Source organism: Paucibacter sp. B2R-40, from assembly GCF_025717555.1.
Classification (GTDB): Bacteria; Pseudomonadota; Gammaproteobacteria; order Burkholderiales; family Burkholderiaceae_C; genus Paucibacter_A.
Genome location: NZ_JAJIRP010000005.1, coordinates 319,573 through 342,398, shown reverse-complemented (window position 1 = coordinate 342,398; position 22,826 = coordinate 319,573). Strand labels below are relative to the sequence as shown.

Annotated in this window: 22 protein-coding genes and 5 tRNA genes; 10 read left to right on the top strand and 17 right to left on the bottom strand. The window is 59.1% G+C overall.

Annotated elements, in window-relative coordinates; translation table 11 throughout:
* The first annotated feature begins 2 nt into the window (after window positions 1–2).
* The 9 genes from tig (at window position 3) to LNV09_RS12775 (ending at window position 7,208) form a co-directional block, all read left to right on the top strand.
* Window positions 3–1,316 carry a trigger factor gene (gene tig, locus LNV09_RS12815; RefSeq protein ID WP_263557460.1) on the top strand — a complete coding sequence of 438 codons (1,314 nt, stop codon included), beginning with the start codon at window positions 3–5 and terminating at the stop codon, window positions 1,314–1,316.
* Window positions 1,317–1,531: 215 nt separating this feature from the next.
* Entirely contained in the window at window positions 1,532–2,140 is a 609-nt protein-coding gene (gene clpP, locus LNV09_RS12810) for an ATP-dependent Clp endopeptidase proteolytic subunit ClpP (RefSeq protein ID WP_273601926.1), read from the top strand.
* Window positions 2,141–2,286: 146 nt separating this feature from the next.
* A complete protein-coding gene (gene clpX / locus LNV09_RS12805; RefSeq protein WP_263557459.1) occupies window positions 2,287–3,555 on the top strand; it encodes an ATP-dependent Clp protease ATP-binding subunit ClpX in 1,269 nt (422 codons plus the stop codon).
* 110 nt (window positions 3,556–3,665) lie between these two features.
* On the top strand, window positions 3,666–6,074 hold the full coding sequence (lon, locus tag LNV09_RS12800; protein ID WP_263557458.1) for an endopeptidase La: 2,409 nt from the start codon (window positions 3,666–3,668) through the stop codon (window positions 6,072–6,074).
* A gap of 157 nt (window positions 6,075–6,231) precedes the next feature.
* Window positions 6,232–6,307: transfer RNA gene (locus LNV09_RS12795), tRNA-Gly, on the top strand.
* A 71-nt stretch (window positions 6,308–6,378) separates the two neighbouring features.
* A tRNA-Cys gene (locus tag LNV09_RS12790) sits at window positions 6,379–6,452 on the top strand.
* A 363-nt stretch (window positions 6,453–6,815) separates the two neighbouring features.
* Window positions 6,816–6,891: transfer RNA gene (locus LNV09_RS12785), tRNA-Gly, on the top strand.
* A 57-nt stretch (window positions 6,892–6,948) separates the two neighbouring features.
* Window positions 6,949–7,024 (top strand) — tRNA-Gly (locus LNV09_RS12780).
* 97 nt (window positions 7,025–7,121) lie between these two features.
* Window positions 7,122–7,208 (top strand) — tRNA-Leu (locus LNV09_RS12775).
* 24 nt (window positions 7,209–7,232) lie between these two features.
* Here LNV09_RS12775 and fliR read toward each other — a convergent pair.
* From fliR to fliF, 13 genes are all read right to left on the bottom strand, one after another.
* Window positions 7,233–7,997: a flagellar biosynthetic protein FliR gene (gene fliR, locus LNV09_RS12770; RefSeq protein ID WP_263557457.1), complete on the bottom strand. Its 765-nt coding sequence runs from the start codon at window positions 7,995–7,997 to the stop codon at window positions 7,233–7,235.
* 79 nt (window positions 7,998–8,076) lie between these two features.
* The gene (gene fliQ, locus LNV09_RS12765; RefSeq protein ID WP_263557456.1) at window positions 8,077–8,346 is read right to left on the bottom strand and encodes a flagellar biosynthesis protein FliQ; all 270 of its coding nucleotides are present in this window, start codon (window positions 8,344–8,346) and stop codon (window positions 8,077–8,079) included.
* 11 nt (window positions 8,347–8,357) lie between these two features.
* Window positions 8,358–9,095, bottom strand: coding sequence for a flagellar type III secretion system pore protein FliP (gene fliP, locus LNV09_RS12760; RefSeq protein WP_411969283.1), 738 nt, complete (start codon window positions 9,093–9,095; stop codon window positions 8,358–8,360).
* Window positions 9,096–9,180: 85 nt separating this feature from the next.
* The gene (gene fliO, locus LNV09_RS12755; protein WP_263557454.1) at window positions 9,181–9,558 is read right to left on the bottom strand and encodes a flagellar biosynthetic protein FliO; all 378 of its coding nucleotides are present in this window, start codon (window positions 9,556–9,558) and stop codon (window positions 9,181–9,183) included.
* 59 nt (window positions 9,559–9,617) lie between these two features.
* Entirely contained in the window at window positions 9,618–10,055 is a 438-nt protein-coding gene (gene fliN / locus LNV09_RS12750; RefSeq protein WP_263533502.1) for a flagellar motor switch protein FliN, read from the bottom strand.
* Window positions 10,045–11,049 (bottom strand): flagellar motor switch protein FliM, encoded by a 1,005-nt coding sequence (gene fliM / locus LNV09_RS12745; RefSeq protein WP_263557453.1) that lies wholly within the window; start codon window positions 11,047–11,049, stop codon window positions 10,045–10,047. The genes fliN and fliM overlap by 11 nt, the downstream gene beginning before the upstream one ends.
* A gap of 28 nt (window positions 11,050–11,077) precedes the next feature.
* On the bottom strand, window positions 11,078–11,680 hold the full coding sequence (locus LNV09_RS12740) for a flagellar basal body-associated FliL family protein (RefSeq protein ID WP_263557452.1): 603 nt from the start codon (window positions 11,678–11,680) through the stop codon (window positions 11,078–11,080).
* Window positions 11,681–11,833: 153 nt separating this feature from the next.
* A complete protein-coding gene (locus LNV09_RS12735) occupies window positions 11,834–13,270 on the bottom strand; it encodes a flagellar hook-length control protein FliK (RefSeq protein WP_263557451.1) in 1,437 nt (478 codons plus the stop codon).
* Window positions 13,271–13,305: 35 nt separating this feature from the next.
* Complete coding sequence (fliJ, locus tag LNV09_RS12730) at window positions 13,306–13,776, bottom strand: flagellar export protein FliJ (RefSeq protein ID WP_263557450.1); 471 nt, start codon at window positions 13,774–13,776, stop codon at window positions 13,306–13,308.
* 73 nt (window positions 13,777–13,849) lie between these two features.
* A complete protein-coding gene (gene fliI, locus LNV09_RS12725; RefSeq protein WP_263557549.1) occupies window positions 13,850–15,313 on the bottom strand; it encodes a flagellar protein export ATPase FliI in 1,464 nt (487 codons plus the stop codon).
* Window positions 15,313–16,155: a FliH/SctL family protein gene (locus LNV09_RS12720; protein WP_263557449.1), complete on the bottom strand. Its 843-nt coding sequence runs from the start codon at window positions 16,153–16,155 to the stop codon at window positions 15,313–15,315. Before LNV09_RS12720 ends, fliI begins: the two co-directional genes overlap by 1 nt.
* Before the next feature lie 18 nt (window positions 16,156–16,173).
* Entirely contained in the window at window positions 16,174–17,169 is a 996-nt protein-coding gene (gene fliG / locus LNV09_RS12715; protein WP_263557448.1) for a flagellar motor switch protein FliG, read from the bottom strand.
* A 38-nt stretch (window positions 17,170–17,207) separates the two neighbouring features.
* A complete protein-coding gene (fliF, locus tag LNV09_RS12710; RefSeq protein WP_263557447.1) occupies window positions 17,208–18,902 on the bottom strand; it encodes a flagellar basal-body MS-ring/collar protein FliF in 1,695 nt (564 codons plus the stop codon).
* 200 nt (window positions 18,903–19,102) lie between these two features.
* Here fliF and fliE point away from each other — a divergent pair, with 200 nt between their 5' ends.
* Window positions 19,103–19,426: a flagellar hook-basal body complex protein FliE gene (fliE, locus tag LNV09_RS12705; RefSeq protein ID WP_263557446.1), complete on the top strand. Its 324-nt coding sequence runs from the start codon at window positions 19,103–19,105 to the stop codon at window positions 19,424–19,426.
* Window positions 19,427–19,461: 35 nt separating this feature from the next.
* Here fliE and LNV09_RS12700 read toward each other — a convergent pair whose 3' ends face one another.
* From LNV09_RS12700 to fliD, 4 genes are all read right to left on the bottom strand, one after another.
* Window positions 19,462–20,145, bottom strand: a complete 684-nt coding sequence (locus LNV09_RS12700; RefSeq protein WP_263557445.1) for a flagellar brake protein — start codon at window positions 20,143–20,145, stop codon at window positions 19,462–19,464.
* Between the two features lie 171 nt (window positions 20,146–20,316).
* Complete coding sequence (locus tag LNV09_RS12695) at window positions 20,317–20,616, bottom strand: flagellar protein FliT (RefSeq protein ID WP_263557444.1); 300 nt, start codon at window positions 20,614–20,616, stop codon at window positions 20,317–20,319.
* A gap of 65 nt (window positions 20,617–20,681) precedes the next feature.
* The gene (gene fliS / locus LNV09_RS12690; RefSeq protein WP_263557443.1) at window positions 20,682–21,062 is read right to left on the bottom strand and encodes a flagellar export chaperone FliS; all 381 of its coding nucleotides are present in this window, start codon (window positions 21,060–21,062) and stop codon (window positions 20,682–20,684) included.
* 275 nt (window positions 21,063–21,337) lie between these two features.
* Window positions 21,338–22,777, bottom strand: coding sequence for a flagellar filament capping protein FliD (gene fliD, locus LNV09_RS12685; RefSeq protein WP_263557442.1), 1,440 nt, complete (start codon window positions 22,775–22,777; stop codon window positions 21,338–21,340).
* Window positions 22,778–22,826: the final 49 nt, after the last annotated feature.

Genomic DNA, 22,826 nt, shown 5'->3' with positions numbered 1-22,826 from the left:
AAATGGCTGTCACCGTCGAAACCCTAGAAAAGCTCGAACGCCGCATCACGCTCACGCTGGCGGCCGCTGACATCAACAGCGAAGTCGAGACACGTCTCAAGAAATTGGCCCGCACCGTCAAGGCCGATGGCTTCCGTCCGGGCAAAGTGCCTATGAGTGTTGTTGCTCAGCGTTACGCCTACTCCGTCCAGTACGACGTCATGAATGACAAGTTGGGCGAGGCCTTCTCCAGCGCCGCCAACGAAGCAAAATTGCGCGTCGCCGGTGCTCCGAAGATCGCACAGAAGGACGAATCGCCTGAAGGCCAAATGGCTTTTGATGCGACCTTCGAGGTCTATCCTGAAGTCAAGATTGGTGATTTGTCGGCCGCCGATGTCGAGCGCGTCGCCAGCGATGTGACCGATGTTGCGATCGACAAGACCGTCGAGATTCTGCGCAAGCAGCGCCGCAGTTTCGCCCAGCGTGCCGCCACCGAAGTGGCCGCCGATGACGACCGCGTGACGATCGATTTCGAAGGCAAGTTGGACGGCGAGCCCTTCCAGGGCGGCAAAGCCGATGGTTTCCAGTTCATCATCGGCGAAGGCCAGATGCTTGAGGCTTTCGAGAAGGCTGTGCGCGGCATGAAGGCCGGTGACTCCAAGACTTTCCCCTTGGCGTTCCCTGAGGATTACCACGGCAAGGACGTGGCCGGCAAGGAAGCCGATTTCCTAGTCACGCTGAAGAAGATCGAAGCTCAGCATCTGCCAGAAGTTAACGAGGCATTCGCCAAGTCGCTGGGTATCCCTGATGCCAGCATCGAGGCATTGCGCGCCGACATCAAGAAGAACCTCGAGCGCGAAGTCAAGTTCCGCGTCTTGGCTCGCAACAAGGGCGCCGTGATGGACGCTCTGGTGGCTAACGCTGAGTTGGATGTACCGACTGCCTTGGTGGACGGTGAGTCCGAGCGCATGATTGCGGCTGCCCGTGAAGATCTGAAGAAGCGTGGCGTGAAAGATGCCGACAAGGCGCCGATTCCGGCTGAAATCTTCAAGCCACAAGCCGAGCGCCGTGTGCGTTTGGGCCTGGTGGTTGCAGAGTTGGTTCGCGCCAACAATCTGCAAGCCAAGCCTGAGCAACTGCAAGCGCATATCGAAGAGCTGGCACAGAGCTATGAGAAGCCCGCCGAAGTGGTGCGCTGGTATTTGAGCGACCGCGCCCGTTTGGCTGAAGTCGAGGCTGTTGTGGTTGAAAACAACGTCACCGACTTCGTCTTGGCCCAGGCCAAGGTGAGCGAAAAGGCCTTGCCGTTCGATGAGCTGATGGCGACAGCCGGCTGATCTACAGCAACGCTGTGAGTCAAGGGCGCCGTGCCGCAAGGTCGGCGCCTTTTCTATTTAAGTGTCACGGGCTTGACACGCCATAATCAGCCCCCATACATATAGCTTGTGGCGAGGAATCGTTGCGGCGATAGGTTTGCAGAATAGGTCTGCAAGCGGGACGATGCTGGTGCCGCTCTTTTGGCGGGTTAGCGAATTTATTCAGAGGATTCTTCATGAGCGCGCTGGAAATCAACAATCTGGGCATGGTGCCCATCGTCATCGAGCAGTCGGGCCGCGGTGAGCGCGCCTATGACATTTACAGCCGTCTGCTGCGCGAGCGCATCATCTTTTTGGTCGGGCCCGTCAATGACGCGGTGGCGAATTTGGTCGTCGCGCAAATGCTGTTCTTGGAGAGTGAAAATCCGGACAAGGACATTCACTTCTACATCAACTCTCCCGGCGGCAGCGTGTCGGCCGGCATGTCGATTTTTGACACCATGCAATTCATCAAGCCGCAGGTGTCTACGCTTTGCATGGGCATGGCCGCCAGTATGGGTGCCTTTTTGTTGGCCGCTGGCGCCAAGGGCAAGCGCTTTGCACTGCCGAACGCCAAGATCATGATTCATCAGCCGCTCGGCGGCACCCAGGGCCAGGCCACCGACATTGAGATTCATGCCCGTGAGATTCTCAAGACGCGCGAGCAACTGAACCGCATCCTGGCCGAGCGTTGCGGCCAGAGCATTGAGAAGATCCAGGTCGACACCGAGCGCGATTACTACATGTCCGCCGCTGAAGCACAGGCTTACGGCCTGATTGACCAGGTCCACGAAAAGCGGGCTTAAGCGCTGGCTTTGTCTGCCGAGCGTCATAGCTCAAGGCGGCCAAGCCCAACAGGGCGCGGAACGGGGCCCTTATTCACCGAAGGGCCCCTTGTGCGTTTGAACTATCATCCCAGTAGGCATTAACGCCTGAACCGACAAGCAGATCCATGGCCGAGAAAAAAGGCAATTCCAGCGAAAAAGTTTTGTATTGCTCCTTCTGCGGCAAAAGCCAGCATGAGGTCAAGAAGCTTATTGCTGGCCCGTCCGTCTTCATTTGCGATGAGTGCATTGAGCTCTGCAATGACATCGTGCGCGATGAAGTGCCCGCGGATACCCCTCAGGGGCGTGCCAGCAAGTCCGACTTGCCGGTGCCCAGCGAAATCAAAGCCAGTCTCGATCAGTATGTGATTGGCCAAGACGTGGCAAAGCGCACCTTGGCTGTGGCGGTCTATAACCACTACAAGCGTCTGCGCCATATGGCCGGCACCAAAGATTCGGTGGAACTGTCGAAAAGCAATATTTTGCTGATTGGCCCGACGGGCTCCGGCAAAACGCTGTTAGCGCAGACCTTAGCTCGTTTGTTGAATGTGCCGTTTGTGATCGCCGACGCCACCACCTTGACCGAAGCCGGCTATGTGGGTGAGGACGTCGAAAACATCATCCAGAAGTTGCTGCAGAACTGTAACTACGATGTTGAGCGGGCTCAGCGCGGTATTGTCTATATCGACGAGATCGACAAGATTTCTCGCAAAGCTGATAACCCTTCGATCACCCGCGATGTGTCGGGTGAGGGCGTGCAACAGGCGCTGCTGAAGCTGGTCGAAGGCACGATGGCATCGGTGCCGCCGCAGGGCGGCCGCAAGCATCCGAATCAGGACTTCTTGCAGATCGACACGACCAATATCTTGTTCATCTGTGGTGGTGCCTTTGATGGACTGGAAAAAGTCATCCAGAACCGTTCGGAAAAATCCGGCATTGGCTTCGGAGCGTCGGTGAAGACCAAGTCCGAGCGCCGTGTCTCGGAGATTTTCCGCGAAGTCGAGCCGGATGACTTGATCAAGTTCGGCATCATTCCCGAGTTGGTCGGCCGCTTGCCGGTCGTGGCGACGCTGGGCGAATTGACCGAAGACGCGCTGGTACAGATTCTCACCGAGCCCAAGAACGCTTTGCTCAAACAGTATCAGCAGTTGTTCGCGATGGACGGTGTGGAATTGGAAGTTCGCCCCTCGGCCTTGCTAGCGATTGCCCGCAAGGCCTTGGCGCGCAAGATCGGCGCGCGCGGACTGCGCTCGATCATGGAGTCGTCCTTGATCGACACGATGTTTGAATTGCCCGCTCTCGAGGGCGTGGCCAAGGTTGTACTTGATGAGCACAACATTGATGACAACGCCAAGCCCCTGCTGGTGTATCGCGAGCAGGCCAAGGCTAGCGCCTGATTTGTTTTAATGGGCCGGACTGGGTTGGAATAGCCCGGCTGATTGAATCATTGCGGCGTCTTGCATTTACCCCCTCAGGCCGCATTTAGGTCTGAGAAAGAGAGGTTTTCATGTCCGGTCATCCTGTTTTGCCTGCAGAAATCATCACCTTGCCGCTGCTGCCGCTGCGTGATGTGGTCGTATTCCCGCATATGGTGATCCCGCTGTTTGTGGGTCGCCCCAAGTCCATCAAGGCGCTGGAAGCCGCGATGGAAGCCGGCCGTCAGATCATGCTGGTGGCGCAAAAAGCCGCCGGCAAGGACGAGCCCAAGTCGGACGATATGTTCGAGGTGGGTTGCGTTTCGAGCATTTTGCAGATGCTCAAGCTGCCCGACGGCACCGTCAAGGTCTTGGTTGAAGGCTTGCAGCGCGCCAATACGCACAGCATCACCGACGGTGAAGAGCATTTCATCGCCGAGGTAATGCCGATCCCTCCCGAGGCCGATGCCAAGCCCGAAGTTGAGGCGCTGCGTCGCGCGGTGACTCAGCAGTTTGACCAGTACGTCAAGCTGAACAAAAAGATCCCGCCTGAAATTTTGACCTCGATTGCCGGCATCGATGATGCCGGTCGCCTGGCCGACACCATTGCTGCGCACCTGCCATTGAAGCTCGATGCCAAGCAATCGGTGCTCAATTTGTCCGAGATTGGCAAGCGTCTGGAAACCTTGCTCGACCTGCTCGAGCATGAAGTCGACATCTTGCAAGTGGAAAAGCGCATCCGTGGCCGTGTCAAACGGCAGATGGAGAAGAGTCAGCGCGAGTACTACCTGAACGAACAGGTCAAGGCCATTCAGAAGGAATTGGGCGACGGCGAGGAGGGCGCGGACCTCGAGGAGTTGGATAAGAAGATCCAAGCCGCGCGCATGCCCAAGGAGGCCAAGAAGAAGGCCGACGGGGAGCTGAAGAAGCTCAAGCTGATGTCGCCGATGTCGGCCGAAGCGACCGTGGTGCGCAACTATATTGAGACCTTGGTCAATCTGCCTTGGAGCAAAAAGACCAAGATCAAGTTTGATCTGGCCAATGCCGTCGATGTCTTGAACGAAGATCACTATGGCCTGGACAAGGTCAAGGACCGTATCGTCGAGTACCTCGCGGTGCAGCAACGCGTGGACAAGGTCAAGGCGCCGATTCTGTGCCTGGTTGGCCCTCCTGGCGTGGGCAAGACCTCGCTGGGTCAGTCGGTGGCGCGTGCCACAGGGCGCAAGTTCGTGCGCATGGCCTTGGGTGGCGTGCGCGACGAGGCCGAGATTCGTGGCCATCGCCGCACCTATATCGGGTCGATGCCGGGCAAGGTGTTGCAGAGTTTGTCCAAAGTGGGGACGCGCAATCCACTGTTCTTGCTGGATGAGATCGACAAACTCGGCATGGACTTCCGAGGCGACCCTTCTTCGGCCTTGTTGGAGGTGCTGGATCCGGAGCAAAACCACACCTTCGGCGACCACTATGTCGAGGTTGATTTCGACCTGTCCGATGTGATGTTCATCGCCACATCGAACTCGATGAATATCCCGCCGGCGCTGCTGGACCGGATGGAAGTGATTCGCCTGTCGGGCTACACCGAGGACGAGAAGGTCAATATCGCCCAGCGCTATCTCTTGCCCAAGCAGTGCAAGAACAATGGCGTCAAGGAAGAGGAGATGGAAGTCCTCGAGTCGGCGATTCGCGGCATCATCCGTTACTACACCCGTGAAGCCGGCGTGCGCTCACTTGAGCGCGAGATCTCGAAGATTTGCCGTAAGGTCGTCAAAGGCATTGCTTTGAAAACCTTTGAAGGCAAGGCCGTTGTCAACGAAGACAATCTCAATGACTTCCTGGGTGTGCGCAAGTACGACTTTGGCCGAGCCGAGAAGAAGAATCAGGTCGGTCAAGTGGTTGGCTTGGCATGGACCGAAGTGGGCGGCGATCTGCTGACCATTGAGGCGACCGCCATGCCAGGCAAGGGCAATATCATCCGCACCGGCTCGCTCGGCGATGTGATGAAGGAGTCGGTCGAGGCGGCTCGCACGGTGGTGCGCTCACGCGCGCGCATGCTGGGCATCAAGGACGAGTTGTTCGAGAAGCGCGACGTGCACGTTCACGTGCCCGACGGCGCGACGCCCAAGGACGGCCCGAGCGCTGGCGCTGCGATGACAACTGCATTTGTGTCTGCGCTGACCGGTATTCCAGTGCGTGCCGATGTGGCGATGACCGGTGAAATTACCTTGCGTGGCGAAGTCACGGCGATTGGTGGCTTGAAAGAGAAGCTGTTGGCGGCGCATCGTGGCGGCATCAAGACGGTGATGATCCCCGAGGACAACGTCAAAGACTTGCAAGACATCCCCGAGAACGTCAAGAATCAACTTGAGATCGTGCCTGTCCGTTGGATCGACCGAGTGCTGGAGGTGGCTTTGGAGTCGATGCCGGTGCCTTTGCCGGATGAGGATCCGGTGCTGGCGGCCAAGACAGAACCTGTTCCCGCTGCACAGCCGGCCACACATTGACCGAGTTGTTCGGATGCTTTGTGAATCAAATGTGCGGGCGCAGGGCTTGCAAAGCATCCGAAATTTGGTATAGAATTTGACTTTCGGCGCAAACGGCATGTATTGCGCAATGCACAAAACTTCGGTTTTGGACCTTGCGAGCCGAGCAGCGAAATATGCGGGAATAGCTCAGTTGGTAGAGCGCGACCTTGCCAAGGTCGAGGTCGAGAGTTCGAGCCTCTTTTCCCGCTCCAAATTGAAAGGGAAGCCCCCGGGCTTCCCTTTTCCGTCAATGCTGCGATTTGGGCGTTGGCGGGCGGAATACGGCGCGATAGCAAATCGGTTATGCCCCGGATTGCAAATCCGGTTAGCCCAGTTCGACTCTGGGTCGCGCCTCCAGCTTAGTTGGTTTGATTTGGCCGGTGAACACTGGCACGATTAGATCGTTTGGGGCTGGTTTGTTGAATATGCGTTCTTTGATGTAGTGAAAAATATTCGAAACATCTTGCATGTGAGAATAATTTCAGTATAGAATAGCGCTCTTCGCTGAAAGGCAGATCGTAACGCCGGGTGGCACCGGCTAAGAAGCGATCAGTTGATTTAACCTGCAAAGGTTAAAGCGGCGAAGAAAAGGTATGCGGATGCGTCTGGTTCTTGGTAACAGGGATTATGGTCGTTGAAGCAAATATTGATGGTTTGCTTGGATGCTGTAGAAGTTTGTAGAATCCATTGAAAGCAGATCGTTGGTATTGAAAGACATATGCGGGAATAGCTCAGTTGGTAGAGCGCGACCTTGCCAAGGTCGAGGTCGAGAGTTCGAGCCTCTTTTCCCGCTCCAATATGTCAGTTACCTTTGCCAAGCTTGGTTTGAATGAATATTCAATGCCAAAGCGATGCGGGAATAGCTCAGTTGGTAGAGCGCGACCTTGCCAAGGTCGAGGTCGAGAGTTCGAGCCTCTTTTCCCGCTCCAAATTTATAGAAGGGAAGCCGATCGGCTTCCCTTTCTTGTTTGTGCGCTGATGAGTTGGCGCTGCGAGCGATAGATAATGCTCTCGCGATGATGTGCCGCCCGGGTGGTGGAATTGGTAGACGCAGCGGACTTAAAATCCGCCGACTTAATCGTCGTACGGGTTCAAGTCCCGTCCTGGGCACCAAAGGCAAATTTACTTGGCGGCGCTTTATGTGAAGGCGGCCAGCATGCGCTCCAACACCACCATGAACGGAGTTTGCATCAGCGGCAGCGTCGCAACCATGCCGACCAAGCCGATACTGATGGTGAGCGGGAAGCCCACCGAGAACACATTGATTTGCGACGCCACGCGTGAGATCACGCCCATGACCAAGTTGACGAACATCAGCATGGTGATCAGCGGCAAGGCAATCCATAGGCCCATTTTGAATATCTCTGCCCCCCAGCTTTGAGGCTTGGCGACACGTAGAAAATGGAAGGGTTCATCGCCAACGGGGAAGACGTGGAAGCTCTGAATCAAGGCATTGATCAGCAGCAAATGGCCATTGATGGCAATGAAAAGAAAAGCCACCATGCTGCCAAAGAACCTGGCCGTTGCTGTGCCTTGGCTGCCGGTGGCAGGGTCAAAAAAACCGGCAAAATTCAAGCCCATTTGCAGGCCGATCAACTCTCCTGCAAACTCCAAAGAAGCGAACACCAGACGCACGGCGAACCCCATCGACAGCCCGATCAATAACTGTTGTGCGAGCAACAGCAAGAGCATGGGCAATGAATCCAGGGGAGCCAAGGGCATGGCCGGCAGGCTGGCTTGAGCGGCCATCGAAATGAATAGCGCCAGACCCACGCGCACGCGCATGGGCACATTTCGCTGGCTGAAGACGGGCATGCCGGCGAACAAGGCCAGCATGCGAATAAACGGCCACAGCAGCGGATTGAGCCAGCTCAGCAGCTGCGCTTCGGTGACTGTAATCATGAGCCCGCGCCGGTCCGCCCCAAGTGGGCGAGTGCCCCCTTGGGGGGCAGTGAATGAAGCGAGCGTGGGGGCACCATCACTAGCCGACGACTTGCGGGATGGCCATCAAGGTGCGGCGAATGTAGTCGACCAAGGTGCTCACCATCCATGGGCCGGTGATGGACAGTACGAGGACTGCCGCGATCACCTTGGGTACAAAACTCAAGGTGGCCTCATTGATCTGGGTGGCGGCCTGAAACACACTGACCAACACGCCGACCACCAGCACGGTGATCAATGTCGGAGCTGCTACTAGCATCAGGATATAGAGGCCTTGTTGGCCGAAGGTGAAGACTTGTTGTGCGTCCATGCGATAAATCCTTAGGTCACAAAGCTTGCCGCCAGCGAACCCAGCAAGAGGTTCCAACCATCGGCCAACACAAACAACATCAGCTTGAAGGGCAGTGCTACCAGCACCGGCGACAGCATCATCATGCCCAAGCTCATCAACACGCTGCTGACGATCATGTCAATGACCAGAAATGGGATAAAGATCAGGAAAGCGATCTGAAAAGCGCTCTTCAATTCGCTGGTCACAAAGGAGGGCACCAAGACCTTGAAGGGCACATCTTCCGGCTTGATGCTTGCATCCAACTTGGCCAGGCGAGAGAACAAGGCGACATCGGCCTGCCGGGTCTGCTTGAGCATGAAGCTGCGCATGGGTGGCTCGGCGCGTTTGAGTGCTTCTTCGAAGGCGATCTGACCACTGCTATAAGGCATCCAGGCGTCGGCATAGACCTTGTCCAAAGTTGGACTCATCACAAAGAAGGTCAGGAAGAGCGACAAGCCCACAATCACTTGATTGGGTGGCGCCGCCTGTGTGCCCAGTGCTTGGCGCATCAGCGATAGCACGATGACGATGCGTGTGAAGCCCGTCATCATCAGCAGCACGGCGGGCAAAAAACCCAGCGCCGTGAAGAACAGCAGTGTCTGAATCGGGACGGAAAAACTATTGCCTGCTGGGCCTTGCCCCAGCAGCAAAGGCAAGCTCGCGGGTGGGGCATTTTGAGCTACAGCGGCAGCAGAAAACACCGAAACAAGCGCTAAGACAAGCACCAGTCGGGTCGAAGATTTGAGCCGAAAAAACAGAGCGAGCAAGTTCCTGAATGGCGAGGAATGGGCAAGAGTGGCCGATGTGTTGGGTTCAGCTCGCACGGTGATCCCCGGTTTGGCTTTGCACCGAGGCGGTGTCGATGCTTTTGCCGCTCATGCGAGCGCTCAACATTTGTGCAAAGGCCGGGCCGTCCTTGGAAAGCTGCGCTTCGGGCTGCGGAGGCATCACATGCAAGGTGCTGATCTGCTGACCCGTCACTCCGAGCACAAGCCAACGCTTTTCCTCTCCTTGGCCCACCTCCACCGTCAGCAGTCTCTGATTGGGGGCGATCGACAATTGCGCCACCACCCGCATCACGCCGCTTGCGTTTGAAGCTCCCAGAGGCGTTCGCTTGAGCAACCACAGAACCAGCGGAATCAGGCACAGGATGGCCAGGAACCAGAGAATAGGCAAAAGGGGCGTGTTCATGGCTTGATTGTCGCCCGAGCCGAAGCCGGTGTCAGGTCTTGCTGCGCTGAGTTTTGGTGTCAGCCCTTAGAGAGCCGGCGCATGCGCTCCGAAGGCGTGACGATGTCGGTGAGTCGGATACCAAACTTGTCATTCACCACCACCACTTCGCCCTGCGCGATCAGGTAACCGTTGACCAATACATCCATCGGTTCACCCGCCAAAGCATCCAGTTCCACCACCGAGCCCTGGGCCAGTTGCAAGATGTTCTTGATCGGAATGCGTGTGCGACCTAACTCGACAGTCAGCTGGACGGGAATGTCCAGAATCATATTGATGTCGCCGCCCGGCATATTGTTCGGCGTGGGCGAGAAGTTGGCGAAGCTGGCGGGGGCGACCTGCTCTGAGACGGTTTGAACTTCTTCGGCAACCGAGCTTGGTTGACTTTCGGCCAAGGCAGCAGCCCATTCGGCCGCCATTGCGTCTTGTTCGTCGGAGGAGGGGGTATCAGGTGACATTGCGGGCTCCCAGCCAACCCTGGTCGGGGCTGGTCAGCATTTGTTCGACTTTGATGGCGTACTTGCCATTGGATGTGCCGTAGTGGCAGTCATAGACGGGTACGCCGTCAATCTTGGCCTTGATCATGGTTTCTAGATCCAACTCGATGAAGTCGCCCGGTTTGAAGGCCAGCAGTTGCTCGACGGTGGCCGGTGCGGTTCCGAGTTCGGCCACCAGTTCGACCTTGGCATCTTGAATCTGGTGTTTGAGCAAATTGACCCAGCGCCGGTCTGGTTCGGTTGAGTCACCGACGGTGGTCGAATACAGCACATCGCGAATTGGTTCCAGGGTTGCATATGGAATGCAAAAATAGACCGTGCCGCTGGTCTCGCCGATCTCCAGCGTGAACGAGGTCGATACGACGATCTCGCTGGGCGTGGCGATATTGGCGAATTGCGGCTGCATCTCCGAGCGCTGAAACTCCAGCTCCAGCGGGTAGATGCCCTTCCAGGCCTTGTGATATTCAGCCGTGATCACCTCAACCAAGCGCAAGATCACGCGCTGTTCGGTGGCAGAAAAATCCCGCCCTTCGATACGCGCATGGAATTTGCCGATGCCGCCAAACAGGGAGTCAATCACGGCGAACACCAGCGTTGGATCGCAGACGATGAGCCCTGAGCCGCGCAGCGGCTTGACCGAGACGATATTGAAATTGGTAGGGACGACGATTTCACGCAAAAAGGCGCTGTATTTCTGCACCTTGATGCCACCGATGGCGACTTCTGGGCTTTTGCGGATGAAGTTGAACAAGCCGACTCGGATATTGCGGGCGAAGCGCTCGTTGATGATTTCCATCGTGGGCATGCGCCCACGCACGATCCGTTCCTGGCTGGCCAGGTTGTAGTCGCGTATGCCGCCGACCTGTTCTTCTTCGGCATCAAGCTTCTGGCTTTCGCCGGTGATACCTTGCAGCAGGGCGTCGACTTCGTCTTGCGAGAGGATTTGCTGATTCATGCTGACTTAACCGGCCGGGGCAGCGGGCTCACTGGACGATAAAGGTCGAGAACAAGACTTTGGTGACCGGGCTCTCCACATGCGCCTTTTTCTTCTTCTTCTTTTTCTTGGGTGCATCAGCGGGAGGCTCTTCTTCGTCCTCATCGTCGAGTTCGATACCCATGGGGCGAACTGATTCACGCAGCACTTCGCGGGCGAGCTTTTCTTTGCCCTCGCGAGTCAGCAATTCGCCCGAGGTTTTGTGCGACAGCACCATCAGCACATTGCTGCGGATCGCAGGCAGATAGGCCTTGATCTGGTCGGCGGTATGCGCGTCCATGACTTCCAGCGTGATGCCGATTTGAGCAAAACGGTCGACATCTTTGTCGGACAGATTGACGGTGAACGGGTCGAGAGGTACGAACACCGGCGGCGTGCCTGGCTTTGGTGGCGCGTGGGCCGGGGCGGCCTCGTGCGCAGTTTCAGCGCCGTCTTCTTCGCCATCGACCGGGGCCTTTTTCTTCATCAGCATCAGCGCCGCGCCGCCGCCGCCCAAGACCAAGACCAGGACAGCTGCAATGATGATGATGAGTTTCTTTTTGCCGCCGCCTTTTGGGGCTTCGGCTGCGGCAGCGGGTGCTGGTGCTGACATTTGAACTCCTGTATTTTTCGGCCCGAGTCGACGCGACGCCGCAGCGCCACAGCCGTCAACCCTGAAGAGCCAATCTGGATTCCATTATTGACTCAGCACTCGCCGATCAAGCCGGGAAAAGCAGGGCAGGGGCTTGGCTATTCAAAGCTGAAATCAGGCGTACAAATCCACCACGCCGCGGGCTGGTCTGATCTGCGCCGCAGCGGCTGGGCTGCTGGCGCCAAGGCTGAGGTTATTGCCAAAGCCTGAGCTGCGTTCAGTTGCTGCTTCGGCGCCTGGCTGTGGCTGTCGATTTTGATCACCGGGCTGTTGAAACACGCCGCCGCCGCTCAAAGTCAGGCCGGAGTCTCGCAATGCAGCGGCCAAGTCCGGCAGGCTTTGCTCCAACACGGCGCGGGTCTGCTCGTGCTCGGCGTGAAAAGACACTTGAGCCTGCTGCCCCTCAACAATGATCTGTACCGAAACCGGCCCCATTTCAGCCGGATTCAAATGCAGCCTGGCCTCTTGCACGCCGTCCGCCGCCAGCACGCTGAGCCTTGCCGCCATCTCCGGTGCGAAGCCAGGATCGGTCAATGGCTGGCTGAAGGAGAGTTGAGCTTCATTCGGTCTTTCGCTGCGGGCCTCAAACGTGGCGGGCGCTGCGATGCCGGCTGCAGTCACCAGTCCGCTGAGCGAAAAGCCTTCTGATCTTGGCTCGGCTTGGCCGTTGACCAAGTTAGTCTGGGCAGTCTGCAGTTCGCGGCTGAAGTTGCTGGAGCTGCCTGGAGCCATCTCGGTTGTTGGACCCTCTCCGGCTTGTTTGGCTTGCAGGGCCCCCGAGCCTGCGGTCTGTTGCGCGTGAAGCGCCGTGCGCGCGGGGCCTGTGGCCATTGGTTTTGCCCCTGGCGCAGTCCCGGATTGATCCTTGATAGCGTCGGAATCGGTCGCGGCCAGCAGCGCTTGACTTTGAATGCTCTTTTCTTCCGCACCTTGACTCGCCTGGCTTAGGCCTGCGGCAGCGCCAACTGCGTCTGAGCTCGCTGTATCGATCAGGGCCGCACCAATTGACGCTTGCTGGGCCGCCGCCGCAGCAGTTGCGTCTGCAGCCACCGAGTTGCCGCTCAAGTCGCAGCTTTTCGACTTGTTGGGCTGGGCCTGCTCGGTGCTCTCTGACGAAGCCGCGGTCGAGCTTGGTCCGGTCGACGCGGTTTGCCGATTCTCGGCGGCGCCGCTGACCGCCATATTGGCCTTGCCCTTTTGAGCCTGGCCTGGTACTGGCGGTCGCGGCTTGGCTTCGCTGTTCAGCGTGATCTTCTTTTGGGTCAGCTTTTCTTCCTGGCGCTGTTGCTCTGATTTGTCTTGGGCAGGCTGGTGAACCGGAGGCGGGACATTGGGCTTTGCTGCTGACTCAGCTGCTGCAGCCGGCAGGCTAGTTTCGGGCTTCGGGGGCGTGGCCTGAGCGCCGCCGTAGCTCTTCATCAATTGGGCGAAGCGCTCGCTGGCGTCGGCGCCCGACTTGTTGTTGCGCGTCAGGCCGGACAAGCTGCCTTCAGCGCGAGCTGCCTGCGTGAAGTTGGCGCTGATGAGTGAATTGGAGGAGGTCGAACTCATGGCGATACTGGGCTGGGCGGGTTGACGAACGCGCTTCAGGCCGACAAGCGCATCAAGGGATTGAAGGCGCTGAGCGAGGCACGGGCGGCTTGCTCATCGGTGGCCTTTTGCTCTTGGCGTTGGCCGGCGCGCATGATTTCCAGGCGGCGGCGCTCCATCAGCTTGGAGATCGAGGCCACACGCATTTCCAGCTCTTGCAAACGTGCCCGGGCATGCTCAAGCCTTTGGTCCGCATAGTCCGCTACCTGCGTTTGGCTCGTGATGGCCTGATCAAGCCGGCCGCCGAAGGTTTGGTAGCAAACCACGATATCCATCGTGCCGCGGTCGGCGAACTGCTGGCCCCAGCGCTGCTGATAGTCATTGCGGTATTGCGCCAAGTCGCCGTGTTGAGCGCGGGCTTGAGCGGCGCGCGCCTGGGCCTCTTGCATTTGCTTGCGGCCTTCGTCGCGCTCGCTCTCGGCGCGTTCCAGCAGGATGCTCAGAACCTGTAAATTGTTAGCGTTCATACAGCGTACTCCGTCTCGGCATCTGGTGAGTCAACGCGATTTGGGACGTTGACTCTGGGTGTATCGGCAGCTTTCAAGCGTCCTTGATGGCGCTTGAGAGTTGTTTGAGGCTTTCTTCCAGCACAGCCGGGCTGTGCATGTCTTGTTGCAGCAAGCGGTTGATGTCCGGATGCAGGCGCACGGCCAAATCCAGTTCGGCGTCATGGCCCGGGGCGTAAGCGCCCAACTGAATCAGATCGCGCGCCTTGTTGTATTTGGCGAGCAGTTGGCGGCAGCGCCGCGCCGCGTCGATATGCGGCTGCTTGGCGACATTGGTCATCACGCGGCTGATCGAGCGCTCGATATCAATCGCCGGGTAATGGCCGGCTTCGGCCAACTCACGGCTCAAGACGATGTGGCCGTCCAAGATGCCGCGTGCCGCATCGGCGATCGGATCTTGCTGGTCATCGCCTTCGCTCAGCACGGTATAAAAAGCTGTGATGGAGCCTTCGCCGGGCAGGCCGTTGCCGCTGCGCTCTACCAATTGCGGCAGTTTGGCAAAGCAGCTTGGTGGATAGCCCTTGGTGGCCGGGGGTTCGCCGATCGCCAGCGCGATCTCGCGCTGTGCCATCGCATAGCGAGTCAGCGAGTCCATCAGCAGCAAGACATGCTGGCCGCGGTCGCGGAAATTCTCGGCAATCGCGGTCGCGTAATGCGCACCTTGCATGCGCACCAGCGGCGGTGCATCGGCCGGGGCAGCCACGACGACAGAGCGCTGCAGGCCGTCGTCGCCGAGGATGTCTTCGATGAATTCTTTGACTTCGCGACCGCGCTCACCAATCAGCCCGACCACGATCACATCGGCTTGGGTGTAGCGCGCCATCATGCCCAAGAGCACAGATTTGCCGACACCGGTGCCGGCGAACAGGCCCAGGCGCTGACCACGGCCGACCGTCAGCATCGCGTTGATGGCCCGCACGCCGGTGTCCAGCGGCGTGCGGACCGGGTCGCGGTCCATCGCGTTGATGGGGCGGCGCACCATCGGCTCGGCATGCGTCATTTGCAGCGGGCCACGGCGGTCGAGCGGGTTGCCGTGGGAGTCGACCACGCGGCCCAGCAGGCCGTCCCCCATGGGCAGGTGCAGGCCGCGGTCTTCGTCGCGGCGCCAGCGCTGCATCGCCTTGCCCAAGACCGGCGCCATCAAAGGCAGGGCGCGCGGGATCACCATCGCGCCGCTTGACAGTCCTTGAATTTCATCGGTCGGCATCAGGTAGGCCCGGTCACCCGAGAAGCCGACTACCTCGGCATTGACCGGGCGCAGGCCACGCTGAGGATTGGAGTTAGAGCTGGGCATGTGAATCTCACAGACCGAGCCGACCGGCACTTTGACGCCGGTGGCCTCCAGCACCAAGCCGGCCACCCGCACCAGCTTGCCCTGCGACTCCAGCGGCACGGCAGTACTGGCAAAGGCTTGCAAGTCCTCAAGGTATTGCTGCCAGCGCCCCTGGCGCGTGTCGGCACGAGCTTCTTGCTCCATTGCTGAGGCACCGATATCCATCATGATTGGTCGTCCTTGCCCTGGACCGTTGCGCTTGCGGCAGCGCTGGCCTCGGCCGCATTGCTGCGGCGGTCTTCCCACAGCGAGGCTTGGCCCATGGAGGCGACGGCTTGCTGCCAGCGGGTGGCCAAGCTGGCGTCAACGCTGCTGATGTCGGAGTCGACCTTGCAGCCGCCGCGCGGCACATCGGCGTCAGGCAACACCTGGGCCTCACGTGCGCGCATTTCCTCGCCGGCACCTTCAATCACCAAGGGATAGTCACTCGGGTTGACGCGCACCCTCACATGGCGGGCTGACAACTGCAGGGCCTCGACCGCGTCATGTGCGACCTTGGCAATATGCTCGGGCCGCTGTTTGATTTCGCTGCGCACGACTTGACGAGCCAACTCGACGGCGCTGCGGGCCAGCGCTTGCGCCATCTCGCCTTCCAGCGCGCGGAAGTCAGCGTCAAAGCTACGCACCAGGGTACCGATCTGGGCGGTCATTTGCTGCGCGAAGCTGTGCTTGAAGGCATCCAAGGCCGACAAGCCGTCCCTGTAGCCATCTTGATAGCCAGCTTGGCGCGCCGCGTGGAGTTGCTCTTGCAGGCTGGGCTCGGGCTCAGGCGCGGGAGCCGGAGCGCTTTGCTTTGCTTGTGCCGCGGCGGCTGCGGCCGAAGTTGCCGACGCTGGTGCGCTGATCGGCGGCCGCTGAGCGGTCGACGCCCCTTGCAGCGAGTCCGGGTTCCAAGCCGCAAAGCCCTGCAACTCTTCACGAGGGATGAAGCGGCTATAGCTGCTGGTGCGCTGGGCACCTTCCTCGCGTGTAGGAGGCGGCACTTGACGAGGTGGACGTGGACTCATGATGTTTTGCACCTAGAGTCAGACGAACTGATCGTCGCCGCCGCCGGCCATCACAATCGTGCCTTCGTCGACCAGACGGCGCACGATCTTGAGCATTTCCTTCTGCTCGCCCTCGACCTCGGACAGCCGTACCGGCCCGCGTGACTCGAGGTCCTCGCGCAGCGTTTCGGCGGCGCGGGTGGACATATTGCGCAGAATCTTTTCGCGCAACTCGGCGCTGGCACCTTTCAAGGCCACCACCAAAGATTCGGACTGAACTTCCTTCAGCACGGCCTGTATGCCCTTGTCGTCGATCTTGTCCAGATCGTCGAAGGTGAACATGTTGTCCATGATCTTCTGGGCCAGGTCGGCGTCGGCTTCGCGGATGTAGTCCAGCACCGAGGCCTCGACGCTGGAGCCCAGCATATTGATGATTTCGGCCGCAGTTTTCACGCCACCCAAGCTGCTCTTGCGCATGCGCTCGCCGCCGGCCAAGACCTGGCTCATGACCTCGTTGAGGTCCTTCAAAGCCATGGGCTGGATGCCGTCCAGCGTGGCGATACGCACCAGCACTTCGTTGCGCTGACGCTCGGTGAAGACGCGCAGCACCGAGCTGGTCTGGTCATAGTCCAGATGCGCCAGGATGGCAGCAATGATCTGCGGGTGTTCATTGCGCAGCAACTCGGCCACCGAGGCCGCGTCCATCCACTTCAGGCTTTCGATGCTGGAGACGTCGCTGCCTTGCAGGATGCGGTCAAGCAACAAGTTAGCCTTGTCTTCACCGAGTGCCTTGCGCAGCACTTGGCGGACATATTCGTCGGTGTCCGACACCAGGGTACTTTGCGTCTCCGCGACCGCATCAAAGCGTGTCAAAACCTGCTCGACCTTGTCGCGGCCGACCACCTTCAGCTTGGCGATGGTTTCGCCGAGCTTTTGTACTTCCTTGGGTGCCAGATGCTTGAATACCTCGGACGCCTCTTCTTCGCCCAGGGACATCAGCAAGATGGCAGCGTCTTCAACACCTTTGTCGTCCATGATTTCGGTTCTCTAGATGAGCAGGGTTGTGGCCGGGATCAGGCGACTTCGCCGGCGATCCAACCGCGCATGATGTTGGCGACAGCGATCGGGTTCTCGCGTGCCAAGAGCCGCGCGCGCTCCAATTTCTCGTTCACCAGCGGGCCGGCGAGGGCGGGCAGACCGCCAGGGCCGAGCACCACAGGCAAGTCGTTCTCGTCATCGACCACGGCATTCAATTGCGAATTGGCCTCAGGCTCGACGGGTGGCAGCGGACGCGCGGCAAGAATGGCTGGGCGCACCATGCCGAAGACGGCGATCATGGCGATCGCCACCAAGGCCAAGGGCAGGGCAGCGGCACGCACCATGTCCAGCACGAAGGGCTGCTTCCACAGTGGCAGGTCCACGGTGTTTTGCTTGTCCACCATAAAGGGGGCGCTGATGATCTTCAAGGAGTCGCCGCGCTCCTGGCTGAAGCCCATGGTTTCCTTGACCAAGCCGGTCAGCTTGTCCAATTCTTCTTGTGAAACCGGCTGCGAAGAAGTTTTGCCCTTGGCATCGGTGCTGCTGCGGTGGTTGATCACGACGGCCGCGTTCAAGCGCCGCACCGCACCGGTGGCGTTGCGCGTGACGCGCACGGTTTTGTCCAGTTCGAAATTGGTGACAGCTTCGCGACGGCTGCTGCTGTTGGGGTTGCCGCCTGCGGCTTGCAGCGGTGCAGCTTGGCCATTGATGGGCGCGGTCGCGGGCACCGGCGGCTGGTTGGTCGCGGCACCAGGCACGCCGGTGGCCGGGGCCGGTGTGCTGTTGCTGGATTCGTTGGTTTGCGAGCTGCGCACCGAGGCGCTGGCGTTCTGGCCTTGGTTGGGCTTGAATTCCTCGGCGGTGCTTTCCACTTGCGAGAAGTCGACATCGGCCGTGACTGTGGCGCGCAAATTCTCGCGGCCCACCACCGGTTCCAACAGCTCGTAAATGCGCTTGTTGAAGTTGGCCTCGATCTGCTGCTTGTACTGCAGCTGTTGGCTGTCCAGCCCGCTGCCGCCGAGGCCGTCGTTGTTGGTGTTGGACAGCAAGGCGCCGGTTTGGTCCAGCACGCTGACGGCCTTGGGTGACAGCTCAGGCACGCTGGCGGACACCAGATGCACGATGCCGGCGATTTGCGCGCGGTCCAGCGAGCGGCCACCGCGCAGCGTCAGCATCACCGAGGCGCTGGGTTTTTGCTGCTCGCGGAAGAAACCGTTTTGTTGCGGAATAGCGAGGTGAATACGGGCGTCGGCGACGTCGGCCAGCGCGGTAATGGTGCGGGTCAACTCGCCCTCCAAGCCGCGCTGAAAGCTCAGCCGCTCGTTGAACTGGGTTTGGCCGATCGAGCTTTTGTCCATCAGCTCATAGCCGACCGTGCTGCCCTTGGGCAGGCCGGCCGAGGCCAGCTTCATGCGCACGTCGTAGACCTGAGCCGCAGGGACCAAGATGGTGCCGCCCGCTTCATGGCGATAAGGCACGTTCAAGGTGGTCAGTTGATTGATGACGGCGCCGCCGTCCTTGTCCGACAAACCGGTGAAGACCGGCCGGAAGTCGCCTTGGTTGCTCCACAAGGTGATGGCCAAGACGGTGCCGGCCAAGATGGCCAAGCCCCCGCCCAGCATGAATTTGCTGCGCACGGGCATGGCGGCCAGACGGCTGCCAAAACCCGCGTTGGCGCTATTGACTGCGACCGGCAGGGTGGTGATGGCGGGGCTGATTGCGTTGTCCATGGGAGAGGAGGCCAGGTTGGCTGTGAGCTAAGTCACGGAAAGCTTCAAAGGTCTTCCGATGCCTTGAATTATTCTGTTTTGGCCCCTCAAGAAAGCGGCGAACAGGCCGAGGAAGGGGTCGCAGTTCCTGTCTTCATCAAGCGAGTCGGCAGCTTAGGATTCATCCCATCGCAGCCCCATGCTGCGGTGATGGAGAAGTGATGGACCTGAAACTCAAACCGTTTGATTTCGCCCAGGCAGCGGCGCGCGCCGGTTTGGGAGTCAATGGTCAACCGCTGGGCAAGACCCGCGCAGTGGAGGGCGCCAGCTTTGGCGACGCGATGGCGCAGGCGATGAAGGGTGTCAGTGCGTCTCAGAATGAGGCGACCCGGCTGCAGCGCGAGGTGCAACTCGACAATCCCAACGTCAGCCTTGAAGAAACGATGGTGGCGATGCAAAAAGCGCAAATCGGCTTCCAGGCCACCTTGCAAGTGCGCAACCGCCTGGTTTCAGCCTATTCGGAAATCATGAATATGCAGGTTTGAGCCTTGGCCGGAGCTTTGGCTTGGCTGGGTACGATCTACTTGGCCTGCTTGTTGCGCAATATGCGACCCATGATTTGCGTCTGATCGATGTAGCGCTGCAGAAACAGCGTCGCTTCGGCGTCGAGCTGGGTGAACGTCCAGCCGAGTTGGAGGTTGCCTTTGTCGTCGATGGGGCGGGCATTTTGCAGACGTAAGCCGGTCTTGAACCGTATGTCGCGGGCCAAGATGACCTGCGCCGACGCCAACTCACAGCCCAAGGGAAACGGTTCGACCTCAGCCGGCAAGAGCAGGGCCACGCCGCCCAGGCTCAAGTCCAAGATCCTCAGATTCAAAGCCAGTTCCGGCCGCAAAGGGTGGACCATGCGCACCTGCGGTGTGCTCAGATTGGACTGAACCCGAAAGGTCTGCCGGCGTTGGAACCGGTACATCAGGCTGGGGATCTGGCAGCGCAAGCTGGCATTGATCAGCACCGGGTCGAGCAGCTCGAACTGCAAGCGGATCTGTTCCAAGTAGGCGACGGCGGTGATTTCGTCCGCGCTCAGCAAGGCTTGGAGTTGATCCTGGGCTGTTGCCAGGTCGAAATTCAGTGCGCCTCGGTCGGGGTCAATCGTACTGATGCTGCAACTCAGGCTGGCGCCGTTGGGCGAACTCAAACTGACGCGGGTGTTTTGAGTCTGCAGCGTGCGCAGCAGACTCAAAACTTCACTGCTTGCCCGCACGCGAAAATCGCTCGGCTCAATGGGCTCAATGGGCTCATTCGACCGCGGTGCAGGCTCGGAGTTTGCTTGTGCTTTGCTGGGCATAGGGGCAAGACGCTGGGGCAGGGTGATCGTGCTGACGCTGGACGTGGCACCGGCCGTTCGCTGAGTGCAGCGGCCGGCCGGTAGGATTCAGTGCAAGGTTTTGCTTTTGCCAGTCAGCACCTGATCCAGGTCATCCAGCCAAGGCTCGGCCAAGTGGCGGATTTCGGCATCGTTGACCAAGATGCGCTGCATGATGCGCGTCTTCAGCTTGTTCTCATCGGGAGCCAACTGCTCGCTAGAGGCGGCGTGCTTGAGTTGCGAGATCAGCAGTACGCAAGCACCCTCAAGTTTGACGACTTCGTCCCAGTTGCCGGTGCGGGCGGCGCACAGCATGTCGGCGCTGGCTTGTTCAATGGCTTCGTAATAGCTCAGGAGATGGGTGTTCATAGCGAGGTCCGCCGGAGACTGATGGGTGGATGGGCTGATGGATAGGTCAGAACTGCTGCGCGGCTTCATGCTGCGCGCAATACTTCAGGGGCTTGAGCGATGGCCGTCCAGGCATCACGCACGGGTGTGAGGATGCGTTGGCATTCCTCGATGGCACTGATATCACCGTGTAGATTGGCCTTGGTCAGCCGCATGCACAGATAAGCATAGAGGTCATTCAGGTCGTTGGCCAAGGGGCCGGCTTGCATATTCAAACTTGCCTTCAGGCCCTCGTCCAAGATCCGCACCGCGCGGCTCAAGGAACGATTCTTGAGTTCGGTATTGCCGTTCTCTATGCCCGCTCGGGCTTGACTCATGGCGTCAAAGACACCGTCAAACAGCATGCCGACCAAGCGGTGAGGGGAGGCGCCTTGCACATCGGTCTCCAGTCCCACTTTGCGGTACATAGAAGCGCGCTGGGTTCGCGAGGCAAAGGGTGATGAGGCGTTGCCGTACATATGATTCTTTCCGAATGTGCCGTGTTGTTTATGTTTTCGACCCTGAGGCGCCCAACTTGAGCGATCTGAGCCTGCCGTAAACCCTTTAGCTGTGTGTAGGCGCATTTCCGCGCTGGGCTCGTGACAAATTTCCGGCCTGCGCCATGAAAAATGGCGAACTCATTTGAGTTCGCCATCGGTCTGGCCTCTCCCGACCCCAACTATCGGCAGGGCAGGCTTTTCGCTTACTTGACCATATTGTTCAGTTGCTGGGTCACATAGGTCGACAGACCGTTGAGCTTGCCCATCTGAACGTCCAGGGCGGTATAGCGGGCTCGCAAGCGGGCTTCGGTGAGGCTGACTTTCGTTTCAAGTCGCTCGGCGCTCTTGCCATCGTTGTCGATTGACTTTTGCAGACCACTCTGCCGGTTGGTGATGCGGCCGTTGAAACCAAGGGCTTGATCGGCCAAAGCCTGCAACTGCTTGGCCAAACCGACATTGCTGGAGTTGCTATTGTCCGAACCCATGAAGAGGGTTTTAAGGCTGGCCAAATCGCCGAGCGCAGCGTCGAGTTTGCCGGTGTCAGTTTTGAAAACGCCGCCGGTGCTGGGGTCCAGACCGATCTCGGAAAACCGAGAGAATTTGCCGCCAACATTGCTGGTTCCACCGGCCAGTCCGCGCATTTCAAACTGAATTCCAACGATCGAGGAGTCACCCTGCAGCGTTGCCCCCTTTTTGTTGGCGGTGTCATACTTGGTCTGATCGGCCATCAAGGTGGCGACCGCGTTGTAGGCGGTGGCGAAGTCATTGATGGTCTTTTTGATGGCGTCCTTGTCTGGGCCGATTGACAGGTTTATTTCGGTCGTGCTGGCCTTGAGCAAGTTGATCGTCATGCCGTCGATGGAGTCTTTCAGCGTATTGGACTCCGAGTCGACCCTGAGGCCATTGAGCAAGACATCCGCGTTGCCGGCCGATTGGTTGCGCGTCATCGGTGCTTGGGCAGTGCCGGGGTCGTAGGCCAAGGCTGATAGGCCTGTGCTGTCGTTCTGTCCATCGGTGTCAACTACGCTGATACGAAAGCCATTGCTGGCACCGGTTTCACTGGACCTGATGACCAGGCGCGGGCCGCTGTTGTCTGTAACGATGGAAGCTACAACGCCAGCTTTGGCCGCGTTGATCTTGTCGCGCGCCTGTGCAAGTTGGTCCGTGCCACTGCTGAAATCGATGCTGATGGCGCTGCTGCCTGCTTTGGGGTCGAAGGTCGGCAAATCGGGGTCAACGGCCTCGCTCCATTTGCCCAACTCGATTGTCATGCTGCCTTGGCCCACCGACTGATTCGCCACCATGACCTTGCTCGACACGGACTGAGCAGAGGCCAGGCGGTTGACCGTCACGGCCACATTGCCGGTCGGTGCCGAAGGGCCTGGGGTCACGGTGACGGCCATTGCATCGCTAGAGTTGCCCAAGCTGGCACTCCAGGAATCCGGATTGGTGAGCTTGGCTGCCGCATCCCGCATCGCGGCGAGCGAGCCTTGAATCTTGCCGTACGCGGAAAGCTGTGTCTTCAGACCATCGGTATGCGTCTTCAGTTGATTGATGGGGGTTCGTTCAACTGCGACCAGCTTGCTGATCAAAGACTCAATGTCGAGGCCGCTGCCGATGCCGGCAGAAGTGATGCTGGGCATGATGATGCTCCAAAAAATGCCAACGGCGCAGGCGCTCAAAAACACCAAT

Excerpts from the sequence above, each read along its gene's own strand:
- tig (WP_263557460.1), top strand. The coding sequence starts at position 3 with ATGGCTGTCACCGTCGAAACCCTAGAAAAGCTCGAACGCCGCATCACG.
- clpP (WP_273601926.1), top strand. The coding sequence starts at position 1,532 with ATGAGCGCGCTGGAAATCAACAATCTGGGCATGGTGCCCATCGTCATC.
- clpX (WP_263557459.1), top strand. The coding sequence starts at position 2,287 with ATGGCCGAGAAAAAAGGCAATTCCAGCGAAAAAGTTTTGTATTGCTCC.
- lon (WP_263557458.1), top strand. The coding sequence starts at position 3,666 with ATGTCCGGTCATCCTGTTTTGCCTGCAGAAATCATCACCTTGCCGCTG.
- fliR (WP_263557457.1), bottom strand. The coding sequence starts at position 7,997 with ATGATTACAGTCACCGAAGCGCAGCTGCTGAGCTGGCTCAATCCGCTG.
- fliQ (WP_263557456.1), bottom strand. The coding sequence starts at position 8,346 with ATGGACGCACAACAAGTCTTCACCTTCGGCCAACAAGGCCTCTATATC.
- fliO (WP_263557454.1), bottom strand. The coding sequence starts at position 9,558 with ATGAACACGCCCCTTTTGCCTATTCTCTGGTTCCTGGCCATCCTGTGC.
- fliN (WP_263533502.1), bottom strand. The coding sequence starts at position 10,055 with ATGTCACCTGATACCCCCTCCTCCGACGAACAAGACGCAATGGCGGCC.
- fliM (WP_263557453.1), bottom strand. The coding sequence starts at position 11,049 with ATGAATCAGCAAATCCTCTCGCAAGACGAAGTCGACGCCCTGCTGCAA.
- LNV09_RS12740 (WP_263557452.1), bottom strand. The coding sequence starts at position 11,680 with ATGTCAGCACCAGCACCCGCTGCCGCAGCCGAAGCCCCAAAAGGCGGC.
- LNV09_RS12735 (WP_263557451.1), bottom strand. The coding sequence starts at position 13,270 with ATGAGTTCGACCTCCTCCAATTCACTCATCAGCGCCAACTTCACGCAG.
- fliJ (WP_263557450.1), bottom strand. The coding sequence starts at position 13,776 with ATGAACGCTAACAATTTACAGGTTCTGAGCATCCTGCTGGAACGCGCC.
- fliI (WP_263557549.1), bottom strand. The coding sequence starts at position 15,313 with ATGGATATCGGTGCCTCAGCAATGGAGCAAGAAGCTCGTGCCGACACG.
- LNV09_RS12720 (WP_263557449.1), bottom strand. The coding sequence starts at position 16,155 with ATGAGTCCACGTCCACCTCGTCAAGTGCCGCCTCCTACACGCGAGGAA.
- fliG (WP_263557448.1), bottom strand. The coding sequence starts at position 17,169 with ATGGACGACAAAGGTGTTGAAGACGCTGCCATCTTGCTGATGTCCCTG.
- fliF (WP_263557447.1), bottom strand. The coding sequence starts at position 18,902 with ATGGACAACGCAATCAGCCCCGCCATCACCACCCTGCCGGTCGCAGTC.
- fliE (WP_263557446.1), top strand. The coding sequence starts at position 19,103 with ATGGACCTGAAACTCAAACCGTTTGATTTCGCCCAGGCAGCGGCGCGC.
- LNV09_RS12695 (WP_263557444.1), bottom strand. The coding sequence starts at position 20,616 with ATGAACACCCATCTCCTGAGCTATTACGAAGCCATTGAACAAGCCAGC.
- fliS (WP_263557443.1), bottom strand. The coding sequence starts at position 21,062 with ATGTACCGCAAAGTGGGACTGGAGACCGATGTGCAAGGCGCCTCCCCT.
- fliD (WP_263557442.1), bottom strand. The coding sequence starts at position 22,777 with ATGCCCAGCATCACTTCTGCCGGCATCGGCAGCGGCCTCGACATTGAG.